The organism is Corallococcus terminator, assembly GCF_003611635.1.
In the GTDB taxonomy this organism is placed as follows: Bacteria; Myxococcota; Myxococcia; order Myxococcales; family Myxococcaceae; genus Corallococcus; species Corallococcus terminator.
This window is the reverse complement of sequence record NZ_RAVZ01000119.1, coordinates 1-25,983: the sequence shown is the minus strand read 5'-3', so window position 1 is coordinate 25,983 and position 25,983 is coordinate 1. Positions and strand designations below refer to the sequence as shown.

General features: G+C 70.4%; 12 protein-coding genes. 7 read left to right on the top strand and 5 right to left on the bottom strand.

Going from position 1 to position 25,983, the window contains the following annotated elements:
* From D7V88_RS18455 to D7V88_RS18425, 7 genes are all read left to right on the top strand, one after another.
* A partial coding sequence (locus D7V88_RS18455) for a DUF2391 family protein (protein WP_120541961.1) occupies positions 1–517 on the top strand: 517 nt, incomplete at its 5' end.
* Complete coding sequence (locus D7V88_RS18450; protein ID WP_120541959.1) at positions 514–888, top strand: hypothetical protein; 375 nt, start codon at positions 514–516, stop codon at positions 886–888. The genes D7V88_RS18455 and D7V88_RS18450, both read left to right, overlap by 4 nt.
* 50 nt (positions 889–938) lie before the next feature.
* On the top strand, positions 939–3,638 hold the full coding sequence (locus tag D7V88_RS18445) for a carboxypeptidase-like regulatory domain-containing protein (protein WP_158625107.1): 2,700 nt from the start codon (positions 939–941) through the stop codon (positions 3,636–3,638).
* Positions 3,639–3,673: 35 nt separating this feature from the next.
* A complete protein-coding gene (locus tag D7V88_RS18440) occupies positions 3,674–6,958 on the top strand; it encodes a carboxypeptidase-like regulatory domain-containing protein (protein WP_147448773.1) in 3,285 nt (1,094 codons plus the stop codon).
* Positions 6,959–7,024: 66 nt separating this feature from the next.
* Positions 7,025–10,285 (top strand): carboxypeptidase regulatory-like domain-containing protein, encoded by a 3,261-nt coding sequence (locus D7V88_RS18435; RefSeq protein ID WP_120541956.1) that lies wholly within the window; start codon positions 7,025–7,027, stop codon positions 10,283–10,285.
* Between the two features lie 51 nt (positions 10,286–10,336).
* Positions 10,337–13,330 (top strand): MSCRAMM family protein, encoded by a 2,994-nt coding sequence (locus tag D7V88_RS18430; RefSeq protein WP_120541955.1) that lies wholly within the window; start codon positions 10,337–10,339, stop codon positions 13,328–13,330.
* A gap of 88 nt (positions 13,331–13,418) precedes the next feature.
* On the top strand, positions 13,419–16,667 hold the full coding sequence (locus D7V88_RS18425; protein WP_120541954.1) for a carboxypeptidase-like regulatory domain-containing protein: 3,249 nt from the start codon (positions 13,419–13,421) through the stop codon (positions 16,665–16,667).
* Between the two features lie 27 nt (positions 16,668–16,694).
* Here the strand turns inward: D7V88_RS18425 and D7V88_RS18420 are convergent, their stop codons facing one another.
* The 5 genes from D7V88_RS18420 to D7V88_RS18400 form a co-directional block, all read right to left on the bottom strand.
* Positions 16,695–18,758, bottom strand: a complete 2,064-nt coding sequence (locus D7V88_RS18420) for a glycoside hydrolase family 71 protein (RefSeq protein ID WP_120541953.1) — start codon at positions 18,756–18,758, stop codon at positions 16,695–16,697.
* Positions 18,759–18,948: 190 nt separating this feature from the next.
* Positions 18,949–20,139: a lytic polysaccharide monooxygenase gene (locus D7V88_RS18415; RefSeq protein ID WP_120541952.1), complete on the bottom strand. Its 1,191-nt coding sequence runs from the start codon at positions 20,137–20,139 to the stop codon at positions 18,949–18,951.
* A gap of 109 nt (positions 20,140–20,248) precedes the next feature.
* Entirely contained in the window at positions 20,249–21,673 is a 1,425-nt protein-coding gene (locus tag D7V88_RS18410) for a DUF1552 domain-containing protein (RefSeq protein ID WP_120541951.1), read from the bottom strand.
* Positions 21,670–23,379, bottom strand: a complete 1,710-nt coding sequence (locus D7V88_RS18405) for a DUF1592 domain-containing protein (protein WP_244238233.1) — start codon at positions 23,377–23,379, stop codon at positions 21,670–21,672. The genes D7V88_RS18410 and D7V88_RS18405 overlap by 4 nt, the downstream gene beginning before the upstream one ends.
* A 133-nt stretch (positions 23,380–23,512) precedes the next feature.
* On the bottom strand, positions 23,513–25,837 hold the full coding sequence (locus D7V88_RS18400) for an ATP-dependent helicase (RefSeq protein WP_120541950.1): 2,325 nt from the start codon (positions 25,835–25,837) through the stop codon (positions 23,513–23,515).
* Positions 25,838–25,983 lie beyond the last annotated feature (146 nt).

Sequence of the window (25,983 nt, the reverse complement as noted above, 5' to 3'; positions counted from 1 at the left end):
GGGGATGGTGGTGGTGGAGGCGGGCACGGTGGCCATTGGCGTGTCGGTGGGCGCCGCGCAGTTCGGCGGGCAGCACCGGGAGGAGGATCCGCAGGAGGACAAGCGGAGGCTGGAGTCCGCGGAGCACATCCCCGCGCAGTTCGTCATCGCGTTCTGCGGGGCCATCCTGTTCGCCGCCAACGTGGCGCCCACGGAGGAGATCGTGATGATCGCGGTGGAGACGCCACCGGGGCGCCTGCTGGGGCTCGCCGTGCTGTCGATGCTGCTGGGTGGGCTCATCCTCTTCCAGAGTGACTTCACGAAGGCGCACCGCTTCACGCGCCGCCGCCTGCGCCGGGACGTGCTGGCGGGGACGGTCATCACGTACGCGCTGGCGCTGTTGTGCAGCGCGCTGGTGCTGTGGTTCTTCGGCCGGTTCGCCGGCAACGGCCTGGGCGTGTGCGTGGCGCAGGTGGTGGTGCTGGGGCTCGCGTCGACGCTCGGCGCTTCGGCGGGAAGGCTGCTCATCCAATCATGAAGACCCCCTGGAACTGGCTGGAAGGCGTGGTCTTCGTGACCAGTTGCGTGCTCGTGGCGCTGGTGCTGGGCTACCTCGCGGTGGACGCCTGGACGATGGGGAGCGGGCCCCCGGACCTGACCGTCACCGTGGGCACGCCGGTGCGCGGCGCCAGCGGGTGGCGCGTGCCCGTCACCGTGGAGAACCACGGAGACCTGGCGGCCGAGGAGGTCCACGTGCGCGTGTCCCTGCGCGACGAGGCCTCGGAGGAGGCTGGGTTCGTGCTGGCGTACGTGCCCCGCCATTCGCAGCGGGAGGGCTGGGTGACCTTCCGAAAGGAGCCATCGCCCTCGGGCATGGAGGCGCGCGCCGTGGGTTTCGCGACGCCCTGAGGAACATCCTTCGACCTCGCTGCTATCCTGCCCTTCGCATGCGCAAGGGGATGTGGTTCAGGTGGCTGGCAGGCGCGGTCGTCGTCCTCGGACTGCTGTTCATGGCGCTCTTCCCGCGAACGGACGAGGCGCCCGGGGAGCCTGCACCGCGAGCGCCCTCCTCGCGGGCGGGCACGTTGAACACGTGGACCGCGGCGAAGCACGCCGTGCCCGCCCCCACCGGGAGCCTGCGCATCACCGGCGAGGTGCGCGATGCGCGGGGGCCCGTCCCAGGCGTACGCGTCACCGCCTCCCGCGTGGATGCCGAGACACTTTCGGAGCGGCCCTGTCCCGAGGCGCTTCGCGAGGCCCCCTCCTCCGACGCCCGCCGACTGACCGCTTGCGCCGGCGCGGAACTGGAGCAGGAGGTCGCGCGACTCGTGGAGGCGCGCGAAGGTGAAGCGCCCGTGTTCGCGGAGACGGTCTCGGCGCAGGACGGCACCTTCGCACTGGAGGGACTGCCCGCCGGAGCCTTCGCCCTCTGGGCCCTGGGCGAGCACGGCGCGGTGCTGCGCCTGGACGTCCCGGCGGGCGGCGAGGCCGTGGAGCTGGAGTTGGAGGAAGGCATCCAGATCTCCGGAACCGTGACGGAGGCGTTGGGACGCGCGCCCATTCCCGGAGCGCGGGTGACGGTGGTGCACGAAGCCCACACCCGCTTCTTCGACGTGCTCGCGGACGAACAGGGGCGCTTCCGCATGGGTCCCCTTCCTCCGGGACGCTACCTGGAGGTCGCGAGCGCTCAAGGCTGGCGGGCGGGCCTCCTGCGTGACGAGGTCTGGCTGGACGCCGATGTGGAGGTGGCCTTCAAGCTTCACCCGATGCGCCAGTTCGAGGGCGTGGTGCTCACGCCCCAGGGGCTGCCAGCGCCAGGGCTCACCGTGAACCTGCGGGCGCTTTTCGGGGGGGCGGACATCCTGACCGCCAGGACCGATGAGCAGGGACACTTCACCTTCGAAGAGGTCCCGGCGGTCGAGCACCACCTCTGGGTCTGGAACGCGGAGCGGACCGCCATCGGCGAGGCCGCGGTGCAGGAGAAGTCCCCGAAGCAGACCCTCATCCGGATGGAGCCCTGTTCGTTCCTGGAGGGCACGGTGCGGGATGATCAAGGCCGCCCGCTGGAGGGCGTGCGGCTGGAGGTGAACAGGCAGCACCTGGGCAACGCCCCGATTCCGGAAGCCCTCACCGACGAAGCAGGCCACTACCGGCTGGGGCCACTGCTGGCGTCCGCCATGAAACTCTCCCTCACCCGCGCCCATTTCATGAACAAGGTGGAGTCCATCCCCCACAGGGACGGCGTCGCGAGGACGTGGGACTTCACCCTGGCCCGCGCCGTGTCGGTCGAAGGCAGCGTCGTCGATACCGAAGGCAGGCCCCTCGCGGGAGTCGAGGTGAGGCTTTCACCGGTCGGCGTCACCTCCAGGCTCTTCAGGGACAGGGCCTCCCGGCTGGATGAGAGCACCGTGTCGGACGAGGCAGGCCGCTTCCTGTTGGACACCGAGCAGGAAGGCCCGGGCCGGCTCTCCGCCAGCGCCACGGACTTCATCTCGACGGAGGTCGACGTGAAGGTGCCATCGACGGAGGTCCGCGTGGTGCTTCAGCAAGGAGCCTCCGTGTCCGGCACCGTGGTGGACGCGAAGGGGCAACCCATGACGGACGTGACCCTCAAGCTCTGGGACACCACACCGGCCAGCGGGGAGGCACGCAGCGGAACCGTGGATGGGCAGGGCGGCTTCTCACTGCGAGGCCTGAAGGCCGGGCACTACATGCTCGAGGCCTGGCGCAGGACTCCTGGCATGGCGCAGTCCACTTCGCGGCCCGTTGAGCTGGAGGAGCACACCCAGGCCGTGGTGGCGCTGCGCTTCGAGGAAGGTCGCGCGCTCGAAGGAATGACGGTGGACACCTTCGGGCAACCGGTCCCGGGCGTCCAGGTCCGGGCCTGCCTGCCTTTGGACGACGTCCCCCCGTGGCAGCTCTCCGTTGAAACGTGCGACCCGCGAAGCGGGGGCGGGGTGCGCTCCGGCCCGGACGGCCGCTTCGTGCTCAAGCACCTGGTGGCTCCGACGTACCAGCTCGTCGCCTGGAAGGAGGACCAGGCCTTCGCCCCCGCGCGTTCACAAGGTGGAACGGCCGACGCGTCCTCGCTGCATGTGGTCCCGGGCGGGCCAGAGATCCGGCTGGTCCTGGAGCGGCGTTCGCGCCTCAGGGCGCGCGTCGTGAGCACCGACGGCAGCCCCCTGCCCTCTTCGCTCTGGGTGCACAACGACGGGCGCAAGCAATCCTCCGACGGCGTCTTCGACGTCGTGCTGCGGGACGACAGCAAGTCTGTCGTGGTGAGCGCGGAGGGTTTCTTCGACCTCCCGCGGAGCGTGATGGTGAAGCCGGGTGAAGACGTGGACCTGGGCGACCTGGTGATGACCCGGAGCCGCAAGGCCCGCTTCATCGTTCGCGACGAAGCAAACCCGGGGTCCATGGCGGGAGTCCCTGTCTCCGTGGGCATGAGCTACGAAGGCAACCCCATCCCCTTCAAGAACCCCGTTCCGCCCCCCTTCTTCGGCAACCTCGACGCGGAGGGCGCGGTCGACCTGGACGGTCTGCCCTTCGCGCCCATCGTCATCACCGTCCAATTGGAGCGGGACCAGCGCAGTCAGGACGTGGCACTGGATGCCTACCAGAAGGTCGTCACGGTGACGGTGCCCGCCCGTCCGCGTTGAGCACGCGCTCCGGGTTCGCGGCTATCCTGCCCCGCATGCGCCAGGGGAATCGCCGCCAGGCACTCGTCATCGCGGGCATCGTCGGGCTGCTGCTCGTGACGTTCCTCCTGCGTCGGCAGGCAGTGTCCCCGTCATCCCGTCGTTCCTCCACGGCCACGAACGCGGCGGGCCCCTCCGGCACCCGGCTGCGCGTCACGCCCGTGGCGGGAGGGAGCCTGCGCATCACCGGCATCGTGAGGAACGAGCACGGTCCCGTGGCGGGCGTGCGGGTGTCCGCCTCGCGCGTCGACCCGGCGGAGACGCTCTCCGAGCGCCCCTGCCCCGCGCCCGACCTCCTCACGGCCGACGCCGGAGCCGCCGGGTTCGCGCCCCCCCTCCGGCTGATGGACTGCTGGCCCCAGGCCCAGGCCCGGGTGCTGGAACAGGTGAACGCCCGCGAAGGCGAAGCGCCCGTCCTCGCGCAGACGACAGCCGGAGCGGATGGCACCTTCGTGCTCGATGGACTTCCAGAGGGTGCCGTCACGCTCTGGGCGCTGGGGGAAGCGGGCGCGGTGAAGCAACACGACATCCTGGCCGGGACCCGGGACGTGGTGTTGTCGCTCGATGACGGCCTCGTGTTCGAGGGCAACGTCAAGCTGGAGGGCTCTCCGGAGCCCCTCACGCAGGTGACGCTCACGCTGTTCTCCCATCACCACACGCGCTTCTTCGACGTGCGCGCCGATGCCCGGGGACACTTCCGGCTGGGGCCCCTTCCCCGCACACGCTACGCCGCCCTCTTCGCCCTCGCGGGCGAAGGCGCGCTCCTGCTCCAGGACGTGAAACCCGCTGACCTGGAGGACCTGACACTCCACCGTCCCTCGCGCTTCTCGGGACAGGTGGTGTCCGAACAGGGAGCGCCCGCGGCGGGGGTCCAGGTCTGGCTGTCTCCCCCCACCTCGGAGCCGGACCCCCAGGTCACCACCACGGACCCCCAGGGACGCTTCGCGTTCACCTCGGCGCTGCCCTCCGAGCATGAACTCTTCACGCGGAGCAACGCGCAGGACGCGTTCGCCTCCATCGAGTCCCCGCCCGGGGAAGGGCTGTTGCTCCAACTGCGACCCGGCGTCTTCCTCCAGGGCACCGTGCGGGATGACACCGGGAAGTCAGTCGCTGGCGCGAAGGTCACGGCACAACCCTTCCAGCCCGTCGCCCTCGGCGAGCGCGGGCAGGCCGTGACCCGCGCGGATGGACGCTACCGGCTGGGCCCGCTGGCCTCCTCGGAGTACCTGATCCGCGTCCAGGCTGAGCACCACCTCGATGAAGGGCCCGTGGGCCACGAGGTCGACGAACACACGGAGCCCCTCGACTTCACGTTGGAGCGTGCAGGCTCGGTGGAAGGGCACCTGGTCGACGAGGCGGGCCAGCCGCTCGCGGGCCTGGAGGTGAAGCTGCACGCCGGCGAGCTTCGGCGCACCGGGACGGACGCGGATGAGGACGTCGCCGTTTCGGATGAAACCGGGCGCTTCGTGCTGGACTCCCAGGCCGTGGGGCCCGGGTGGATTGAAATCGAGGGGGACCGCTTCATCCGGGAGCGGTTCGCCGTGCGGATTCCCTCGCGGGGCATCCGGCGGGTGTTGCGCCGGGGCGCCACCGTCTCCGGCACCGTCGTGAGCGTGGCGGGAGCTCCCCTGCCCGGCGTCGAGCTCACCCTCTGGAAGCGCGAGGAGCAGGACGACGCCGAGCGCTCGGGAGCCACGGACGAACAGGGACGCTTCACCCTCCAGGGTGTGAGTCCCGGCCGCTACGTGGTGGAGGCCTCCCTCCGGACCCCGGCCTACACGCGCAGCGCCTCGCAGCCGGTGGAGGTGGCGGACGGAGAGACCGCGACGGTGGCCCTGAGGATGGAGGGGAACCGGACGCTGGCGGGCCTCACCGTGGACGGAGCAGGCCGGCCCGTGCCGGGGGTGATCATCCGGATGTGGGTTCCCGAAGAGGAGCTCCCGCGCCACCGGGAGAGCACTGGCATGTCCTCGATGGACGTGGAGGGCCTGCGCTCGGACGGCGAGGGCCGCTTCTTCCTCAAGCACCTGGACGCCTCCCGGTACGTGCTGTCCGCGAACCGGGCGGACTACGACCTGGAGCCCGCCCGCTCCCAGGGAGGCCTCCCCGGCAAGGACCGCACCTTGATTGTGGGGAGCGACGTCCGCGAGGTTCGGCTGGTGCTCCACCGCAGACCCCACGCCCGGGGCCGGGTGGTGGGTCCGGGGGGCGCGCCCGTGACGTCCTTCACCGTCGACTTCGACGAACAGCGCTCCCCGAGCGGAAACTTCGACGTGGACCTGTACAGGGCCACCGACCGCCACGCCCTGGTTTTCCGAGCCAAGGGCCTGGCGCCGCTGGAGCGGACGTTCACGCTGGAGGGCGGGGCCGACGTGGACCTGGGCACGCTCACACTGGAGGGAGGCCGGACGGTACGCGGCGTCCTGCGCGACGCCCAGACGGGCCTCCCCTTCACCGGCGAGGTGCGCGATGCTCCGGGGCGCGGGGTCCAACACTCGGGCACCGTCTTCTACCGGCTGCGGAGCGAAGGCCCCGGCGACCCCGTGCTGGCATTCCGCAGGCTCCGGGCCGCGCTGACGCCAGACGGCACCTGTCTCCTGGAACACCTGCCCTCCACGCCCCTCACCCTCGAATTGGAAGTCCCCGGCTATCTGCCGCTGCGCCAGACGCTGGACGCCGGGGCGCGGGAGTTCACGGCCCTGCTGGAGCGCGGAGCCCGGGTGGAGGTGAACATCCGGGATGCCCAGGGGCGCCCCATGCGGGCGATCCTCCTCATGACGATGCCGGACGGCGAAACGCATCAGCGCGTGGTCTCCACGGGCACCCTGGTCATGAGCGGCCTTTCCCCGGGCCTCTATTCCTTCACCGCCGTCTCATTTGATGAGGACGACAAGAGACTCGCCGAGGGCAACGTCCAACCGAAGTCCCTGCGGGTCCCCGCCAGCGGGCAGGTCGTCGTCACGCTCGAAGCGCTGGAGCGTGGCACCACCTTGACGTTGCGGCTGGCGGACGACGTCTTGAGGGCCCACCTCATTCCCGGCTCGGAGCCCTGGCCCGAAGACGTCATGGCATCCCGGCGGCTGGGGGCACGAGGGCATCCCCAGGAGCGGTTGGCGCAGTTGCCCGTGACGCTGCGCTTCGACCGCGTCCCCGCGGGCCACTACACGCTCTTCGCCATCCACCGCGCGAAGGATCGGATCCACCGTGAAGAGCTGGAGCTGCCCGCCGAAGGCACGGTGTCCCTCGAAGTGCGCCCCTCGTGGAGACCGCTCGCCCCCTGACGTGGGCGTCCCTCCCATGACGCCCTCCTGACGGAGTTCACGGGTGGCGGCTATCCTGGCCCCCGCATGCGCCAGGAGAATCGCCGCCAGGCACTCATCATCGCGGGCATCGTCGGGCTGTTGCTCGTGACGTATGTCCTGCGCGGACACGGAGCCGCCTCGAACCGGGGGTCTCGTAGCGCCACCGTTGGCGCCTCTTCGGGCAGCTTCGTCACCGGGCTGCGCGTCACACCCGTGCCGGGAGCGAGCCTGCGCATCGTGGGGCTCGTGCGTGATGCCCGGGGCCCAGTCGCGGGGGTGAGCGTGTCCGCGTCGCACGTGGAGCCGGAGGAGACGCTGTCGGAGCGTTCGTGTCCTCCGTCCTACGAGTCCACGAAGGCTCGGGCCCGACTGACGGATTGCTGGAACACGGCCTACGAGGAACTGCTGGAACAGGTGAGCGCCCGGCAGGGAGAGGCGCGCATCCTCGCGGAGGCCACCACGGAGGAGGATGGCACCTTCGTGCTTGATGGACTGCCGGAGGGCACCGTCACCCTCTGGGCCCTGGGACCCGAGGGCGCGGCGAAGGTCCACGACGTGGCGGCGGGAAGGCAGGACGTGGTGCTCGCACTGGAGGACGGGCACGTCTTCGAGGGCATCGTCGTGCAGGACGTGCATGAAAGGGAGCCCATCGCGGGAGCCCGGCTCACCCTCTTCTCCCACGAGCACACGCGCTTCTTCGACGCGACCAGCGACGCCCGGGGCCGCTTCCGCATCGGGCCGCTTCCGTCGGCCACCTATGCGCTCCTCGCCACGGCCGCCGGCAGGACCCCGCGCCTCCTCCGGGAAGCCAACCCGCTCGATTCCGAGGTGATCCTCCTGGGTCACCCTTCGCACTACGCGGGCCAGGTGGTGTCCGCGCAAGGCGCTCCCGCGCCCGGGGTCCACGTCCGGATGCTGTCACCCTGGAACGACATGGCCTCCTACCGCACCACCACGGACGCGCAGGGGCGCTTCGACTTCAGGGTGGCGGGCGCCCATCGGAACACGCTCTTCGCGCAGACCCCGGAGCAGAACGCCTTCGCCACCGTGGAGACCGGCCCCCGGGAGGACCTGGTGCTGACACTCGAACCCGGGGTGATCCTCCAGGGCACCGTGCGCGACGACGCGGGGAAGCCCATCGAGGGAGCGCGGATCAGTGCGCCCCCCATGATGGATGAAGAAAGCACCGCCGGGGGCGGGCGGGCCGTCACCGACGCAAGCGGGCACTACCAACTGGGCCCCCTGCTCGCCGTGCGGACCCACGTGATGGCGCGGGCCGACCGACATCTCATGGAGTCGTCCACCCTCCGCATGGTCGACGGGGACACGGGGCCGCTCGACTTCACGCTCCCGCGCGCGGTCTCCGTGGAGGGCGTCCTCGTCGATGAAGAAGGCCAGCCTCTCACCAACAAGGAGCTCCGGCTTCGCCAGGGACCGATGACGGACCCTCAAGCGGGGGACCCGCTCGCCGCGACCCGCACGGACGATGCCGGACGCTTCACCCTGGATGCGCCAACGGGAGGCCCCGGATGGCTCGACGTCTACGACTCCGACTTCCTGCCCGGGCGGCTCGCGGTCACCATCCCCTCCCAGGAGGTGCGGATGGTGATGCACCGGGGCGCCAGCGTGTCCGTCACCGTGCGCAACGCCGCGGGAGCCCCGCTGGACGACCTGGAGGTGACGCTGTGGAAGCGCGACGCGCGCAACTGGAGCGAACGCTCGAAAAGGACGGATGAACAGGGCCGGGCCACGCTCCGGGGCCTGACGCCCGGCCACTATGTGGTGGAGGCCGTGAACCCGACGCGCGACGTGGATCAGCGCACCTCGCGACCGCTGGACATCGTGGAGGGAGTGAACCCGGAGGTGACGCTGCGGATGGAGGAGGGACGCACACTGCGGGGCGTCGTCGTGGACATCCGGGGCCGGCCCCTTGCCGGAGCCGCCGTCCGCGCCCATGTCCCGGACGGGGACACGCCCCACTACCGCGCCCGCACCGACGACGACTACACCGTGGATGGCTTGGAGAGAAATGAGCCCAGGGGCGTCCTCACCGACGACGAAGGCCGCTTCACGCTGCGGCACCTGAGCGGGCCCCGCCATGAGCTGTCGGTGGACCTGGAGGACCACCGCGTCGAACCCTCGCGCTGTCAGGGCGTCACCTCGCCCCGGAAGGACACGCTCCGGGTGGGAAGCGACGTGGACGAGGTCCGGCTGGTGCTGCGCCGCACGCCGCACGTCCGGGGCCGCGTGGTCGCGGAAGGTGGCGCGGCGCTCCCTTCCTTCGAGGTGAACGGCCGGCACTCCCGGCTGCCCGACGGAAGGTTCGAGCTGACGGTGGAGGAGACGGGGGACTGGAGGCTGCGAGTGGAGGCTGCGGACTTCGCGCCGCTGGAGCGCACCCTCACCCTGGACGACACCGACGTGGACCTGGGCGTCCTCACGCTGACGCAGGGCAGGACGGTGCGCGTGCTGCTGCGCGACGCGGAGACGGGCGCGCCGTTCAACGGACGCCTGTACTCCGACTCGGGGTCGAAGGTCGCCGTGGCCGTCACGTACCGGATCCGCGCGGAAGGCGCGCTGGAAGGCCCGCCCTACCCGGACAAGCACAGGGTCGTGCCGGAGCTGGATGGGACCCTGGTGATGAAGCACCTGCCCGCCACGGCGTTCACGGTCGAACTGGAGGTGCCCACGTACCTGCCCCTGCACAGGTCGGTGGGCGCGCAGGAGGAGACCTTCACGGCCTCGCTGGGCAGAGGCGCACGGGTGTCGGGCCACGTCCGCGACGCACAGGGCCGCCCCGCCCACGCGAGAATCATCCTCTGGAACCCCGATGGGGACCGGCACGAGCTCTATCCCCCACCCGGCGACTTCAGCTTCCGCGCCGTGCCCCCCGGCCTCTACACGGCGAGCGCCTATCCCCTCGAAGACTCCGACCCGCTCTTCTTCCCCAACCGGTCCGTGACCATTCCACCGACCGGCGAGGTCACCCTCACGTTCGACGCGGCGGGCGCCAGCGTCACGCTCGCGCTGCGGACGCAGGGGGACATCGACACCGCCCTCCTGCTTCCGGGTCAGGTGCCCCTGCCCACGAGCGCGAAGGCCGCCGAACGCCTGGAGATCCTCCAACATCCCTTCAAGCAATGGGAGGGCCTGTCGTTGATCTACCGCCGTGTGCCCGCGGGCCACTACACGCTCTTCGGCATGAACCGCGCGAAGGACCGGATCCACCGCGAGGAGCTGGACGTGCCCGCCGAAGGCACGCCATCCCATGACGTGCGCCCGGTGTGGATCCCTCTCGCGCCTTGAGCGCCCCAGAGCGGCTGACGACGTGACAGGGTGGCGGCTATCCTGTCGCGCATGGGGAAGCGGACCGCGAGGCTCTGGGTGACGGTGGGCGTGCTGGCCGTCGTCGCGCTCCTCGCCGTCGTCTTCTGGGGCAGCGGGACCTCCCGCTCCGCCCCTGCGTCCACCCCCTCCACTCCGACCTCCGCATCACGGATGCCGACGCCGCGAAGGCCGGTGCTCACGACCGCGCCACAGCCCGCCGGCAGCTCGCGCATCACCGGCCGCGTGCGCGATGCCCGGGGCCAGGTCGCGGGCGCGCGCGTCTCTGCGTCACGGACGGAGCCCTGGAGGACCCTGTCGGAGCTGCCCTGCCCCACCATCGTGGAGGGCCAGGAGAAGCTTCCCGTCGGACTGAGGGACTGCGGCATCGAGTACCGGCGCATGCTGCTGGAGCTCGTGGGTGCGCGGCTGGGCGAAGCCCCCGTGTTCGCGGAAGCGACGACGGACGCGGAGGGCCGCTTCGTGCTGGAGGGCCTGCCCGAGGGCAGCGTCACGCTCTGGGCCCTGGCGGAGACAGGCGCGGGGGTGCTGCCCCACGTTCCTGTCGGCCGAGAGGGCGTGGAGCTGCAACTGGAAGAGGGACGCGTCGTGGAAGGCAACGTCACGGCCCTCGACGAGACGACGCCCATTCCCGACGCCCGGGTGACGGTCATCGACCGCGAGCACACGCGCTTCTTCGACACCGTCGCGGATGCCCAGGGCACCTTCCAACTGGGCCCCCTGCCCCTGGGCCGCTACTCGGTCTTCATCTCCGCGGAGGGCTGGGCTCCGCGCTTCATCCAGGACCTGGACCAGGAGGGCCCGCTCGAACCCGTGACGCTCGCCCGCGCATCCCGGCTCGCGGGCCGCGTGGTGGCCGTGGATGGAAGCCCCGCTGCGGGGCTCCTGGTCCTGCTCGATGGCGACACCGCCCTGGCGACGGAGCAGCTCACCACGACCGACGCGGCCGGCCGGTTCTCCTTCGACGACGTGCCGGAGCTTCCGCATCAACTCAACGTCGGCACGGTCCAATCAGGTGCGTTCGCCACGCTCACCGTGACACCGCCCGCGCAGGACGTGGTGCTCCAGCTCCAGCCCGGCGTGTACGTCGACGGCACCGTGAGCGACGACACCGGCCGTCCCATCGCGGGGGCGAAGGTGAGCACCTTCCGGGAGGACGGAGGTCCGGCGTCCGCGGAGGCCACCACCGTGACGAGCACATCCGGGCGCTACCGGCTGGGGCCCGTGCGAGCCGGGCCCCATACCTTCAAGCTCGAAGCGGCCCACCACCTGGACCTGGAGGTCGCGAACCAGGCCCTGGGCCGGGGACAGGGCCCGCTGGACTTCACACTGCCTCGCGCGGCCTCCGCCGAAGGCACCGTCGTCGATGCGGAGGGCCAACCGCTCGCGGGCATCTCCGTGGGACTTCACTCTTGCGCCAACGGGGGCAGTGGCTGCGCTCCCGAGGACGTCACGCTGACGGACGCGGACGGGCACTTCGTCCTGGACGCACGGGAAGCGGACTCCGGGTGGATCATCGCCGAGGACGACGCGTTCATCCCCAGTGCGCTCGAGGTCCAGGTGCCCGCCACGTCCCTGAGGCTGGTGATGAACCGGGGCGCGTCGGTGTCGGGGCACGTCATGGATGCGCAGGGGTTGCCGGTGCGACAGGCCTCCATCCGACTGGTGCCGGAAGAAAAGGAGACGGATGAGGGCGACGACGCGGAGGGAGCGGGGCCGCGCTACGGCGAGACGAATGGCCCGGGCACCTTCCTCCTCCAGGGGCTCCGGCCCGGGCGCTACTTGCTGGAGGCGACCGTCTCCCGGGAGTGGATGAACGAGCGGGTGTCTCAGCGCATCGAACTCCAGGAGCGCGAGCAGTTGGATGTGACCCTGCGCCTGGAAGAAGGCCGCACCCTCTCCGGGGTGGCGGTGGATGGAACAGGCCAGCCGCTCGCGGGCGTCATGATCTCCGCGACGACACCCGAGGACGATGCCGCATGGGAGCAGTTCGATGAGGGCATCGGGGCCGTCCCGGGGCTCGCCGGCATCCGCTCGGGTCCGGATGGCCGCTTCACCCTGCGCCACCTGACGGCCTCTCGCTACGCGCTGGACGCGAGCCTGCCGGACCACACCTTTCGCGCGAAGCGCTCCCAGGGAGGCACCTTCGACGCGGAGGAACAGACCTTCTGGGTGGAGGCCCACGCGGAGCAGGTGCGACTGGTGCTGGCGCGCAACGGCCACCTGAAAGGCCGGCTCGTGGATCCGGACGGCAAGGCCGTCACCCACTTTCGGATGACCGGGAACTCCAGCTTCCACGGCGTGGAGATAGCAGCCAGTGCCGACGGCACCTTCTCCGTCGAGGTCACCGGCTCCGGCCCCCGTGCCCTCACGTTCAAGGCGCCCGGCTTCGCCCCCCTGCACCAGACCGCGACCGCGGAGGAAGGCGTGGACGTGGACCTGGGCACGCTGACCCTTCCCCGTCCATGGACGCTGCGGCTCCACCTGCGGGACGAGGAGACCGGAGCCCCCGTCACCCAGACGAAGGGCCTCTACGCACAGCTCCAGGAGCCCGTCCCGGGAGGAACCGTCCGCTTCAGGCCCGTGCCCGAACAGCCCGTCAGCATCGACGTGGCCTACGAGCTGCCGACCCTACCGCCGCCGCCGTTCACCCTGGACCTGTCCGTCGATGGCTTCCTGCCCGTCAGCATCGAGGTGCGCACCCAGGAGCCGCTCACAGTGTCCCTGGACCCCGCGGCGAGGGTGCGGCTGTCGGCACGGGACGCGAACGGAAAGCCCGTGCCCGCGCACTTCTTCCTGGCGCCCCAGGACCGGCGCCACCGGGCCTACGAAGCCACGGCGCCCTCGGGGAACGCTCTCCTCCGGGGGGTGGAGGCGGGAGAATACCTGCTGAAGACGCACAAGACCGGCGAACGCAGCGGGAGCACCTTCCCACCCCGGTCGGTGCGGATCCCCGAGCGGGGAGAGGTGGACCTCACCGCCGAAGCTGGCGTGGCACAGCCCTGACGGAAAACACGGCGTCCGGTCCCGGTGAGACGGCGTTGGCCGCTCGCGGGTATCCTCTGGGAGGCAACAGCACAACGGGAGGGCGTTGATGCGCGAGGCGAACCGCGGGTGGCTGCCGGGCATCGGGGGCATCATCGGAGTGCTGCTGCTGCTCGCGCTGCTGTACGGCTCGCGCGAGGCCGCGAACCCGACCTCCCCCGCATCCCCCTCCACCGGGAAGTCGTCCACCGGGGCCCGCGCCACGAAGCAGGCAGTGCGAGTGATCGCCGGAAGCCCGCGCATCACCGGCACCGTGAGCAACGAGCACGGTCCCGTGGCCGGAGTGCGAGTGTCCGCGTCGCGCGTCGAGCCGGGAGAGACGCTGTCGGAGCTGCCCTGCCCCGCCGATGCCACGGAGGCCTCCAGCCCCCGCGAGCGTCCCCTCCCGTGGACGGAGTGCGGCCACCGGTTCGAGGGGGAGATCCAGGCGCGGGTCGCCACACGTGAAGGGGAAGCACACGTGCTCGCGGAGACGACCACCGCGCAGGACGGAAGCTTCGTGCTCGACGGGCTCACCGAGGGCATCGTCACGCTCTGGGCCCTGGGGGAACAGGGCGCGGCGAAGCAACCCGACGTCGCCACGGGAAGTCAGGACGTGGCGTTGCTCCTTGAAGAGGGCGTGGTGTTCACGGGCGTCGTCCAGGAGAAGGGCGATGCGGGCCCCATCGCCGGAGCCCGCGTCACCGTGTTCTCCCGGGGGCACACGCGCTTCTTCGATGCGCTCACCGACGCCAGCGGCCACTTCCGCGTGGGCCCCCTGCCCGCGACGGACTACGCCGTCCTCATCACCGCGGAGGGCTGGACCTCCCTCTTTTTCACAGGTGCCCACTCGCTCAAGTATCAGCCCCTGTGGCTCGAACGACCCGTGCGCGTCACGGGCCAGGTGGTGTCCGCCCAGGGTGCTCCCGCCGCTGGGGTCGACGTGATGTTGACCGCGACCCTGTTCGACACCCGGCGGCGGTTCACCACGACGGATGCCACGGGGCGCTTCACCTTCGAATCCGCGCATCCGCCTCCACACACGCTCTTCGCCCAGACGCCCTCGCGCGATGCCTTCGCCGTCTTCCGGTCCAAGGAGAGTGACCCTCCGGTGGAGCCGGTGCTCCAACTGGAGCCCGCCGTGTTCCTGCAAGGCACCGTGCGGGACGACGCGGGGCAGGCCATCGTGGACGCGCGCGTGACGGCACGCTCCAACGTCGAGGGAGCGATTGCCTCCGGGGAAGCGTTCGCCCTGACCGACGCGGAGGGACACTACCGACTGGGCCCCCTGATGACCGGCGCCCACAGCCTGGGCGTCCAGGCGGCGCACCACCTGGACCTTCCCAGCGATGAGCAGTCCATCGACGCGCGGACGGAACCGCTCGACTTCACGCTGACGCGCGCCGTGTCCGTGGAGGGAATCCTCGTCGACACCGACGGCCAGCCACTGCCCGGCCGGACCGTGTCGCTGCGCAGGGGAACGGGTTTTCGCTGGGAGCGCGACCGGGAGGAAGAGACCGTCACCACGGACGAGGCCGGAGGCTTCGTGGTGGATGCCAGGCGCGAGGGCGAAGGAGCGCTCTTCCTCGAAGAGGACGACCTCGTCACCGAGCGGCTCGAGGTGCGCATTCCCTCCCGCGACGTCCGGTTCGTCGTGCGTCGGGGTGGAGAGGTGTCCGGCATCCTCCTGAGCGCGAACGGCGTGCCCATGGAGGGCACCCGGGTGACTCTCTGGAGCGCAGGGAAGCTCGACATCGACAACCGCACCGACCTCACGGATGGGCACGGACGGTTCACGCTGCGGGGCATTCCCTCCGGCCACTTCATGGTGGAGGCCTCCTTCCAGACGGACGCGCTGGAGGTCATCGCCACGCAGCCGGTGGAGGTCGTGGAGGGACAGCGCGTGGACGGCTCCCTGCGCTTCCCGGAAGGACGGACGGTCTCCGGCATCGCCGTGGACCCCACGGGCCGTCCCCTGGAAGGGGCCAGGGTCCGAGCCTCCATCCCCTCCGAGGACACCCCGAACTGGCAACAGGGGCGCGGGTTCTGCGGGAACGGACAGCCGGAGGGCGTTCGCACGGACAAGGAGGGCCGCTTCGTCCTCAAGAACCTGAGCGCGCCCCGGTACGACCTGTTCGTGTGGCTTGAGGGCCACGACTTCGATCCGGTCCACTCCCGGGGAGGAACGGCCGTGAAGCGGAGGTGGAGGATTGGGGAGGAGGCCCAGGACCTGCGCCTCATCCTCAAGCGAAGCCCCGTCCTCCGTGGCCGGGTCGTCGACGAAGGGGGCCAGCCCCTCACGGCCTTCTCGGTGAACGGCAGCCGGGTCACGTCCGAGGACGGCACCTTCGAGCAGCCCCCGGGTCCGAGCGAGGGCCGGAGGCTCGTGGTGCGCGCCCTGGACTTCGCGCCCCTGGAGCGGACCCTCACGCTCCCGGACGAAGGTGACCTGGACGTGGGAGTCCTCACGCTGTCACGCGGCCGGACGGTACGGGGCGTGCTGCACGACGCCCGGACGGGGGCCCTGTTCACCGGCCGCGGCGCCGCGTCACCCCCATCGCGGGTCCGCGTCCAGATCCAGCAAGCCGGCGCCACACGGGCCCTGACGCTTCAGCAGGTGGTGCCAGCCCCGGACGGGACGCTCGTGTTCAAGCACCTGCCCGCCACCGCCCTCACGCTCCGGCTGGAGGTGGATGGCTACCTGCCGCTCCAGCGGACACTGGCGGCGGAAGAGCAGACCTTCAAGGACGTGCTGGACCCTGGCGCCTCGGTGGAGTTCCAGGTTCGGGACACCCGGGGCCAGCCCCTTGCTTCGACCGTCGTCCTGCTGGAAGCGGATGGGACGTCGCACGTCCACGAAGCGCCCCAGGGCATGGTGCGGGTGCAGGCCCTGCCCCCAGGCCTGTACTGGATGCAGGCAGAGCCGGTCGACAAGGACAGCGAGGAGCGCTTTCGCCCCGAGCCCCTGCGGATCCCCGCGAGCGGTCCGGTGGCGGTCACGCTCGAAGCCTTGAAGGAGGGCAGCACCCTCCACCTGAACATGGCGGACGACATCGACTTCGCCCTGCTGATTCCAGGCCCGGTGCCCTTCCCGGAGTCTCTCCAGGCCACGGGCTTGCTGCAGAAGCAGTCCCATCCCATGCAGTGGAGGGACGGCCCGCCGAAGGTCGCGACGTTCCAACACCTCCCAGGGGGCCGCTACACCCTCTTCGCCATGGGCAGGAACGGCGACCGACTCCACCGTGAGGAGTTGGAAGTGCCCACCGTGGGTGAGCACTCCCGCGACGTGCGCGCGGTGTGGCGTCCCCTCGAACCCTGAGGCGAGCGGCCCGACCTGCCCCTCGCTTCAGGGGAAGAACGCGCTCCGGTCACACGTCAGGCTGCCGCCCGCGCGGTAGAGCAGGTCCTGGTAGACGATGCTGTTGCTGATGGGGGACGCGCTCGTCACCGTGGCCACGGTGACGCCGCCGCGCACCGCCCGGAAGCGCGGCGTGCCTTCCCTCAACGGGATGCGGAAGGACTGGATGCCCGCGCCCACGTCCTTGCGTTGCACCGTGCCGGCCACTTCGATTTCGAGCGTCGCGGGCGCGGTGAGGAAGGCCAGCAATTCAATCTCATTCGCGGGCGAGGCCCCGTTGCGCACCTGGTAGACCTCGCGCTGCTTCGTCAGGTCCGGCGCCGCGGTCGTCGCCTGGGTCCGGTGGAAGTAATACACCGCGTCCCGGACGATGGCCGGCTGCACCCCTGTCTTGAACCACGCCGTGTAGTAGGCCGTCAGGTCGAACGGCGCCCACTGCGTGCCGCTGGACGGCGAGAACTCCGTGGCCTCCGAATAGTCATTCCACGTGATGAGCTGCACCCAGTCCGCGCCGCCCGTGATGGCCGCGTCCCACAGCGCGAGCAGCGCCTGGGAGTTGTTCGCCTCCGTGTAGATGAGGTCCTTGGGCCGCGAGTCCTGCACCGCCAGAGGGGCCATCCACTTCAAGCCCATGCCGTGCGCAGTGCCCGGGTTCGTCTTCTGCCCCGCCGCGCCCGACAGCGTGCGCGAGCCCCAGGTGGACGTGCCATACAGCGGAACCTGCGCCTTCAGGCTGGTCGTCGCCGCCGCCCACGGGGACACGTACACCGGCCACAGCGCGGACGGGATGCCGCGCGCGGCCAGGGCCTGGAGCGCGGAGGCCCACCACTGTGGCGTGCGCCGGTCCGCGGCGAACGGAGACAGCAGGAGCCGCCCGTCATCCAGGTGGTACGTCGCCGGGTGCGCCGCCACCGACGCGATGGAGTTGACGAACGCCGTCTGCGCCTCCGCGTCCGTCCCCTGGTACGTGGACGTCATGTCCGGCATCAGCACGATGCGGAAGCTCGGGTCCACGGCGCTCGCGGCATCCAGCAGCTTGAGCAGCCGCGTCCAGTGCGTGCCCTGGTGGTTGAGGATGTCGTAGGTGAAGCCGTCCAGGCCCAGCGCTGATGCGCGCCGCACCTCCACCTCGAAGTTCACGCGCTCGTAGTCCACGCCCGCCGCGCGGGGAGGCTGCGGCAGGGGGCGCTGCTTGAGCAGGCCGCCGCAGTAGGCGAACTTGGAGTTCTCCCCCGTGGGCTGCAGGTAGTTGCGCGCGTAGTAGTCGACCGCCGGGTCCTTGTTGTCGAGCGACAGCGGATAGGGCGAGAAGTAGTGCGCGAAGACCTTCTTCGGAGACGCGCGCAGCGATGCCAGCGACGGCAGGTCCAACGCGAAGCAAGGCGTGGGCTGTGAAGACAGGGTCGCCTTCAGCTCCAGGTCGAAGCCCAGGTCGGACGAGTTGAGCGTGGACTGGTGCACCTCCACCGCCAGCACGTTGGTGCCCGACACGAGCGAGGTCAGCGGAACAGAGGCGGACAGCCACGTCGTCTCATCCACCCCGGCGATGGTCAGGGGCGCCAGCGTCGTGGGCGTCACCGTGCCCGAGGGCAGGTTGGTGCGGAAGACCTCCGTGCCGTTCAGGTAGACGATGGCACCGTCGTCCCGCAGCAGGCGCAGCACCCCGGCACTCACGCGCGCCGCATCCGCCACGGTGAACGTCTTGCGAAACCACGTCGTCACGTAACGGGACGACGCACTGGGGCCGTAGGACACCACGGTCGCTTCGTCACCATCGCCGTAGCCCAACTGCGCGGCGCCCTGCGCCCACGCCGCGTCGGAGTAGCCCACCGTCTTCCACTGCGCGCCCGGGTCCACGCCGGTGTCCCGGTACTTCCACACGCTGCCAGCGGCCACCAGCGTCGTGGAGGTCCCCACGGCCGCCTGCCGCGCCTCGGAGGTCGGCGCGACGGGTTCGGAGACGGACTCCGCCGGGCCACAGGCGCTGAAACAAACGACCCACAGCGAAAGACATCCCACGCGAACGAAGGGTGACGACAGCAACGAAGACATGGAGCCTCGGGGGAGGAGGAAAGGCAGACAGGGACCGCCTGCTCTTTATCTTCCCTTCGCACCACAATGTTTCCGCAAAAACCTGAAACACTGCTCTTTCCAACCCTGACAGTGTTTTACATCCGGCGCACCACGGGCCGCCCTTCCCCTGGGAAAGGCGGCCCGGTTTGTCTCCAGCGTCAGCGCCTGCCTACGGCACCAGGTCCCACGCATCCGCCCAGGCGATGCCCGAGCCCGGCGCGTAGTAGGACGCCACGCCCTTGCACCAGCCTGAGTACGGGAAGGGCTTGCAGCGGTAGAGCTTCGAGTCCGTACCCTCCACCAGCGTGCCGGCCGTGTAGTTGGCGAGGCCAGCCGGGTACTTGTACTGGGCCGTCTGTCCCGAACCGCCGTCCGTGCCACCGTCGGAGCCGCCACCGGGCGCCGGCTTCTCGATGTCGACCTGGAACGTGTAGCCCGTCTCCTTCGCATACACGCGGTTGGCCAGCGCGTCCTGGGTCGGGGTGATGCTGCCCGTCGTCTGGAGCACGCCCACCTGCACGCGGCTGGAGACGGCGTTCACCTGCTGCGCCAGGCGGTAGACCCAGGTCGCGGCCGGGGTGGCCGCATCCAGCAGCAGCGGGTAGGACTCCGCGTCGCGGCCCGCGCTGTCGAAGAGGCGGAACGTCACCTTGCTGCCCTTGGCCAGGTCCTCGCGGGCCTGCACCTGGCCCAATTCCTTCCATGACACCGGCGGGGGTGGCGTGTTGCTGAACTTCACGTCGGTGCAGGCGTAGAAGGCCTCCGGGCTGTCCGCGCGCTGCCAGATGGCGAAGATGACGTGCGAGCCCGACTTGCCCGACGGGAAGGGGCAGTTGAGGCGATAGCGGTTGTTCGTCGCGGACACGTTGGTGACGTTGCAGAAGGGCGTCGCGTCCAGGTCCGACCACTTCAGGGGCAGCGCCGGGTTGTAGCCTTCCTTCGTCGCGAAGAGCTGGAAGTAGCCCGTGGCGTGCACCGCGGTGGCGTGGAAGACGAACTCGAACTTGCCGCTGGAGTCCGGGGTGATGAGCGTGGACGGCCAGTCCGTGCGCGCCAGGTCCAACCCCTTGTGACTCTCATTGGCGGCGCTACACAGCTTGCCGTCGGGGATGATTTCGCGGTGCCGCCCGTTGGCGGCGCCCTGCCGGACGCCGTTCCAGTCATACAGCGCCTGCGTGCCACCAGCCAGGACCGCGGCCTTGCACGCCGCCGACTGGGGACTCTCCGGCCCTTCCTTGAAACAGCCGTACACGCGGCTGATGGGAACTTCCATGGAGCCGTGCGCCGCCGCCAGACTGGCGGACAGCAGTGAGACCACGGCAAGCGACGATGCGAGCGCCTTCTGGATTCCTGCGAACATCCCGACCTCCTTCGTTTCAATCAGAAGGAGGCGGGGCGGAATCATTTCGGGTCAAAGCCGGGCGCGGAAAAAACCAGGATGTTCCATCCGCGCCCGCCTGCTTCCTGTTTCAGGCCACCAACTCCGTCAGCAGCCCCTTCGGCATGGTCGGGTCGCCGAAGTCGTCCAGCGGGCCGCCCGCCGCGTTGCGCACACCCACCGCGGTGCCAATGGTGTTGAGCAGCTTGTTGAGGTTGGGATTGCCGCCGCCAGACGCCGTCACCGCCACGCCCTGCTTGAGGTAGCCATTGCAGCTCCCCGCCAGGATGAAGGGGATGTTGCGCGCCGAGTGCGCCGGCCCGTTGCCCAGGTCGTTGAACCAGACGGACACGCCCTGGTCGACCAGCTTCTTGCCATCCGGGAGGACGTACCCGGCCAGCCGGTCCAGCAGGTAGTTGAACGTCTGCGCGAACTGCGCATCCACCCGCGAGTGCAGCACGTCCGAGCCGGCGATGATGCCACCCGACGCGTCGTGCGACGTCCGGCGGTGGGAGATGTAGTGGAAGTTCTCCATCAACTGCCCCGTCGTGGGGTCCCGGTAGCGCGTGGCGCTGTCGTTGCCGTTGCCCACCTGGATGGCCACCGAACGCGTGGTGCCGCACGCCACCGCGAGCACCGCGATGTCCATGTGCAGCCGCACCGTGGCCAGCACCTCGTTGCCGTCCGTGCTGTTGTAGCCGGGCGCCTGCTGCTGCAGCCGCAGCTCCTCGTCCGCGCGGGCGCGGCAGGTCAACGCCACCTCCAGGTCGCGCACGTTGGACAGGTGCAGGTCCAGGCGCTCGTGGTCCGTGCGGCTCAGCTCCGGCCGCGACTGGAGCGCCTTGAGCTGGCCGGACACCAGGTCGTTGATGCTCTTCTGGCGCACGAGCAGCGCCTCGCGCGCCTCCGGCGTGAGGCCTCCGGGGCCGCCCACCATCGTCTGGTAGGCCACCCACGGGTCATGCAGCGCGGCCCGTCGCGACGCGCTGCCCCGGTGGGAGATGCACGGGCCGCCCAGCCAGCCGCCGGCCTGCCCCGCGTAGAGGTAGAGCGAGTCGCGCTTCTGCGGGTTCAGCTCCCGGCCGATGCGGTGGTCCAGCGATTCACCGGACGCCTCGGAGTCGCCGCCCACGCCCTCCACGGCGGGGCCGCGAGCGGTGAGGGCCTGGAACGCGCCGCGCGCGTGGCCATCCCCGTAGTTGTAGTCCTTCATGTTGACGTTGCGCACCACCAGCAGGCGGGCGCGGTGGTCGGCCAGCTCCACCAGCGACTTGCCCGCGAGCGTCGTCGTGGTGAGGTTGCCCAGGGGCTCCGGCCAGAAGCGCTCCGGCTCGCTGCCCAGCTCCGACGTGCTCTGCGCGGCGGCGACACCATCCGCCTGGCGCAGGAAGATGGCGAAGGGCAGCGCCGCGGCTTCCGCCGCCTGGGCCTTGCGGGGCAGCAGCCCCTCCAGCACCGGCAGCCCCAACATGGCCCCACCCAGGCCCTGCAACATGCGTCGACGGCTCAGTTTCACGGCAGCTCCTCCGGGTGGCGGTTCACGAAGCCCACGCCCGTGACGACTTCGACGACCAGGTCCACGACGGACAGCTCACCTGCCCGCGACAGCTTGCCCAGCCGGGCCACCAGCGCCGCGTCCTCCGTGGCCGCCGGGCGTCCGCTCAGGAACTCCACCCAGTGACGCGCGTAGCACTCGTGCACCGCCTGCGAGCTGGCCAGCGTGTCCGACAACTGCACCGCGTCGCGCACCGCGACCTTCTCACCGCCGATGGACGGCGACGACGTGGCATCCACCGGGTGCCCGTTGTCCGTGGTGCGGAAGCCGCCCACGGCGTCGAAGTTCTCGAAGGGGAAGCCCAGCGGGTTGATGAGGTTCGAATGGCACGACGCGCACACCGTGCCGGGCGCCTCCGTGTGGGAGGTGACGACCTCGCGGTTGGTGCGGCCGTTGGGCGCGGGCAGCGCGGGGATGTTGGCCGGCGGCGCGCCAATCTTCTGGCACAGCAGGTGTTCCGACAGGAACACGCCCCGGTGGATGGGGTCCGGGTCCATCGACGTCGCGTGCGACGCGAGGAAGCCCACCTGGGTGAGCACGCCCCGGCGCTGCGTCGCGTCCAGCGTCGCCGGCACGAAGTCCGCGGTGAACGTCCCGGTGAGCCCGTAGACGCGCGCCAGCTCGTCGTTGACGAAGGTGTCGCGCGACGTGAGCAGGTCGGAGAAGCGCCCTTCGCGCGTGAAGACGACGTCGTCCACGAAGAGCGCGTTCTCCTTCGCCGCGGACTCGGACAGCTTCGCGGTGACGGTGGGGAAGCGCGTGGTGTTGGGCCGGATGCTCGCGTAGCGGGGCACGTCGAAGACGACCTGGTGGTAGGCCCCCACCACGCCGCGCGCCCGCGCGTCCTTCATCATCCGCCGCGCCTGCTCCGCCACGCCCTCGCGCTTGCCCAGCGCGCCCTCGCGGGCGGCGGTGAACAGCGCCTCGTCCGGCATGGAGTCCCAGAGCGCGTAGCTCAGCCGGGACGCCACTTCATAGGCGTCCAGCGGCACCTTGCCGTCCGCCGCCTGCGTGCTCTTCTCCACGCGGTAGAGGAAGAGGGGCGACTGGAGGAATCCCTCCATCACCAGCCGCAGGCCCGCCTGGAACGGGGCCATGGTCGCGTAGGCCGTGGGGCCCTTGCGGTACAGGACGAGGTAGGACTCCACCTCGTCGGCCGTCAGCGGCCGGCGGTGCGCCCGCATGCCGAAGGACTCCACGAACGCCTTCGCGCGCGCCTCGTCCGTGTTGGTGCCGGGGGGCAGCAGCTTCGCCAGCTTCGTCGCGTCCGTGGCCACCTGCCCGGCCAGGTCCGCCGCCGCGCGCTGGTACGCGCCCCACAGGGCTTCGTCCACCGACAGGGCGCGGGCGTCGTTGTCGAAGAGGAAGCCGCTCTGGGACGGATCCGCGCGGAAGCTCTGCGCCAGCGTCGTGGGCGCCGCGTCCAGCTTCAAGAGCTCCTTCACGCTGGCCACCCACTGCGGGTGCGTCAGCCGCGCGACGCGCACCGAGCGCGCCGGCTGCTCCACCCCCACGGGCGGATTGCCCGGGCCGCCCGGGCCCGGATTGCCGCCCGGCCCAGGGCCTCCAGGCTTCGCCGCATCCAGGATCTGGCCCTCACAGGCCCCCAGCAGTCCTACGGAGACGGCCAGCAGCGCCGGACTCCACCATCGTCGTCTTAGCGCCATCGAGCGAGCGCCTCCGTTCATTGGTGCTCATCCCAATGAGGAGGCGTTGGAAAGTCAATCCGTACACCGGACAAACCGGACAGTCCCGTCACGTCGACATTGAAAACAAATGTCGACACCGCATGCGGGGTGCCTAACCGGGGATGAGGAAGCGCGCGATGACGCGCTTGAGGCCCACGTCCCCGCCGAACTCCACCGTCACCTTGGCGTTCGGGCCGCTGCCATCCGCGGAGATGATCCGCCCGGAGCCGAACTGCTCATGGCGCACGCGCATGCCGCGCACGTCGCCGCTCACGGCCTCCATGTCGGAGGTCTGCGAATAGCTGCGGTCCACGCGCGGGCCGGTTTCCTCCTCGTCCCACGCGCGGCGGCGCGGGGCCATGGCGGCGGCGCGCGGGGGCGGGGGCAGGTCGTTCTCCTTGAAGCCGAACAGCACCTGCGGCACGTCCGCCAGGAAGCGGCTGGGCGGGTTGTACTTGAGCTCACCGAAGAGGGAGCGGCACTGCGCCAGGCTCACGAAGAGCCGCTTGCGCGCGCGGGTGAAGCCCACGTAGCAGAGCCGCCGCTCCTCGGCCATCTCCTCGCCGCTGTCCGGTTCGGCGCCCTTGAGCGCGCGCGAGTGCGGAAAGACGCCGTCCTCCATGCCGGTGAGGAACACGGCGTCGAACTCCAGGCCCTTGGCCGCGTGCAGCGTCATCAGCGCCACCCGGCCGTCGCCCACCTCCGCGTCCGCGTCGCCCACCAAGCTGATCTGCTCCAGGAACGCCTGCAACGGAGGCACGTCCGCGGTGAGGGGCGCGGAGTCCACGCCCTCTGGCGCCGCCTCCTCGCGCGCTTCGATCGCCATCGCCATCGCCACGGCGTCGGACGCGCGCTTCAGGTCGAACTCCTGAGCCGCGCCCAGGAGTTCGCGAAGGTTCTCCGCCCGGGTGTTCGACTCCTCGCTGCCGTCGGCGACGAGCGTCTCCACGAGCTTCGTCTCCTGGAGCATCTGGTCCACCGCGCCCGCCGCGTCCTTCGCCGTCTGGGCGAACGCGTTGAGCGACACCAGGAGCTGGTGGAAGCCGCCCAGCCGTTTCTGCGCGGCGCTGTTGAGGGCGGGGATGCGGTGGCGCTCGGCCAGGGCCTCGAAGAGGCTCAGACCCTCCTGGACGGCGAAGTCCTTCAGCCGCTCCTCGGTGGTGCCGCCAATGCCGCGCGCCGGGACGTTGAGCACGCGCTCCAGGTCCGCGTCCGAGCGCGGGTTCACCATCAGCCGCAGGTAGGCCGCCGCGTCGCGCACCTCCGCACGGTCATAGAAGCTGCGCCCGCTCACCAGCGTGTACGGCACGCGCGCCAGGCGCAGCGCCTCTTCCAGCACGCGGCTCTGCGCGTTGGTCCGGTAGAACACCGCCATGCTGGAGAACTTGATGAAGCCCTCGCGCTGGAGGGCGAGGATGCGCCGGGCGACCTCCTGCCCCTCCGCCCGTTCATCGCGGTGGAGCATCAGTTCCAGGTTTTCGCCCTTGGGCCGCTCGCTCCAGAGCTTCTTCTCCAGCCGGCGCGAGTTCTTGGAGATGACCTCGTGCGCCGCGGTGAGGATGTTCTGGTCGGAGCGGTAGTTCTGCTCCAGGCGCACCACCCGGGCGCCCGGGTACTGCATGGGGAACTCCAGGATGTTCTGCACGTCCGCGCCGCGCCAGCGGTAGATGGACTGGTCGTCGTCGCCCACCACCACCAGGTTCGAGGACGGCGGCGGGGCCAACTGCCGCAGCAGCGCGTACTGCACCGGGTTGGTGTCCTGGAACTCGTCCACCAGCACGTGCGTGAAGCGCGTGCGGTAGCGCTCCAGGACGTCCGGCCGGTCGTGGAAGAGCTTCACCAGGAGGAGCAGCAGGTCCCCGAAGTCCACCGCGTTCGCCGCGCGCAAGAGGCGCTGGTAGGCCCGGTACACGCGCTGCACGGTGGCGCCCTTCACGTCATCCGGCCCCGAAAGGCGCATGTCGTCCGGCAGGCGCGCGGCGTTCTTCTCCTGGTCGATGCGGCTCAGGATTTCGCGCGGCTGCATCATGGATTCGATGCCCGCGTCGCGCATGGCGCGCTTGACGACGTTGAGCTGATCTCCGTCGTCGTAGATGACGAACGACTTGGTCAGCTCCACGTGCTCCGCCTCGCGGCGGAGGATCATCGCGGAGGCCGAGTGGAACGTGCTCACCACCAGCTCGTTCGCCTGCGAGCCCAGCAGGGCGAAGAGGCGGTCGCGCATCTCGCGCGCGGCCTTGTTGGTGAACGTGACGGCCAGGATGCGCCAGGGAAAGACGTGGCGCACCTTCACCAGGTGGGCGACGCGGCGGGTGATGACGCGCGTCTTGCCGCTGCCGGCGCCCGACAGCACCAGCAGCGGGCCGTCGCCATGGAGCACGGCTTCCGCCTGGGGCGGGTTGAGGTCTTCGAGGAGGGCGGATTCGTGCGGGTTCACGGGGGTTTCCACGGCAGGAAGAACCCCGTCTTCTAACGTCTTTCGCCCACCTGTGTGGGGTCTTCCGCCGCCCCCGCCGCCCGCCGGGCCGTCCGCTCCCGGGACGGGCGGGAGGCATGGGATATAAAGCGGGGAGCCCCCATGTC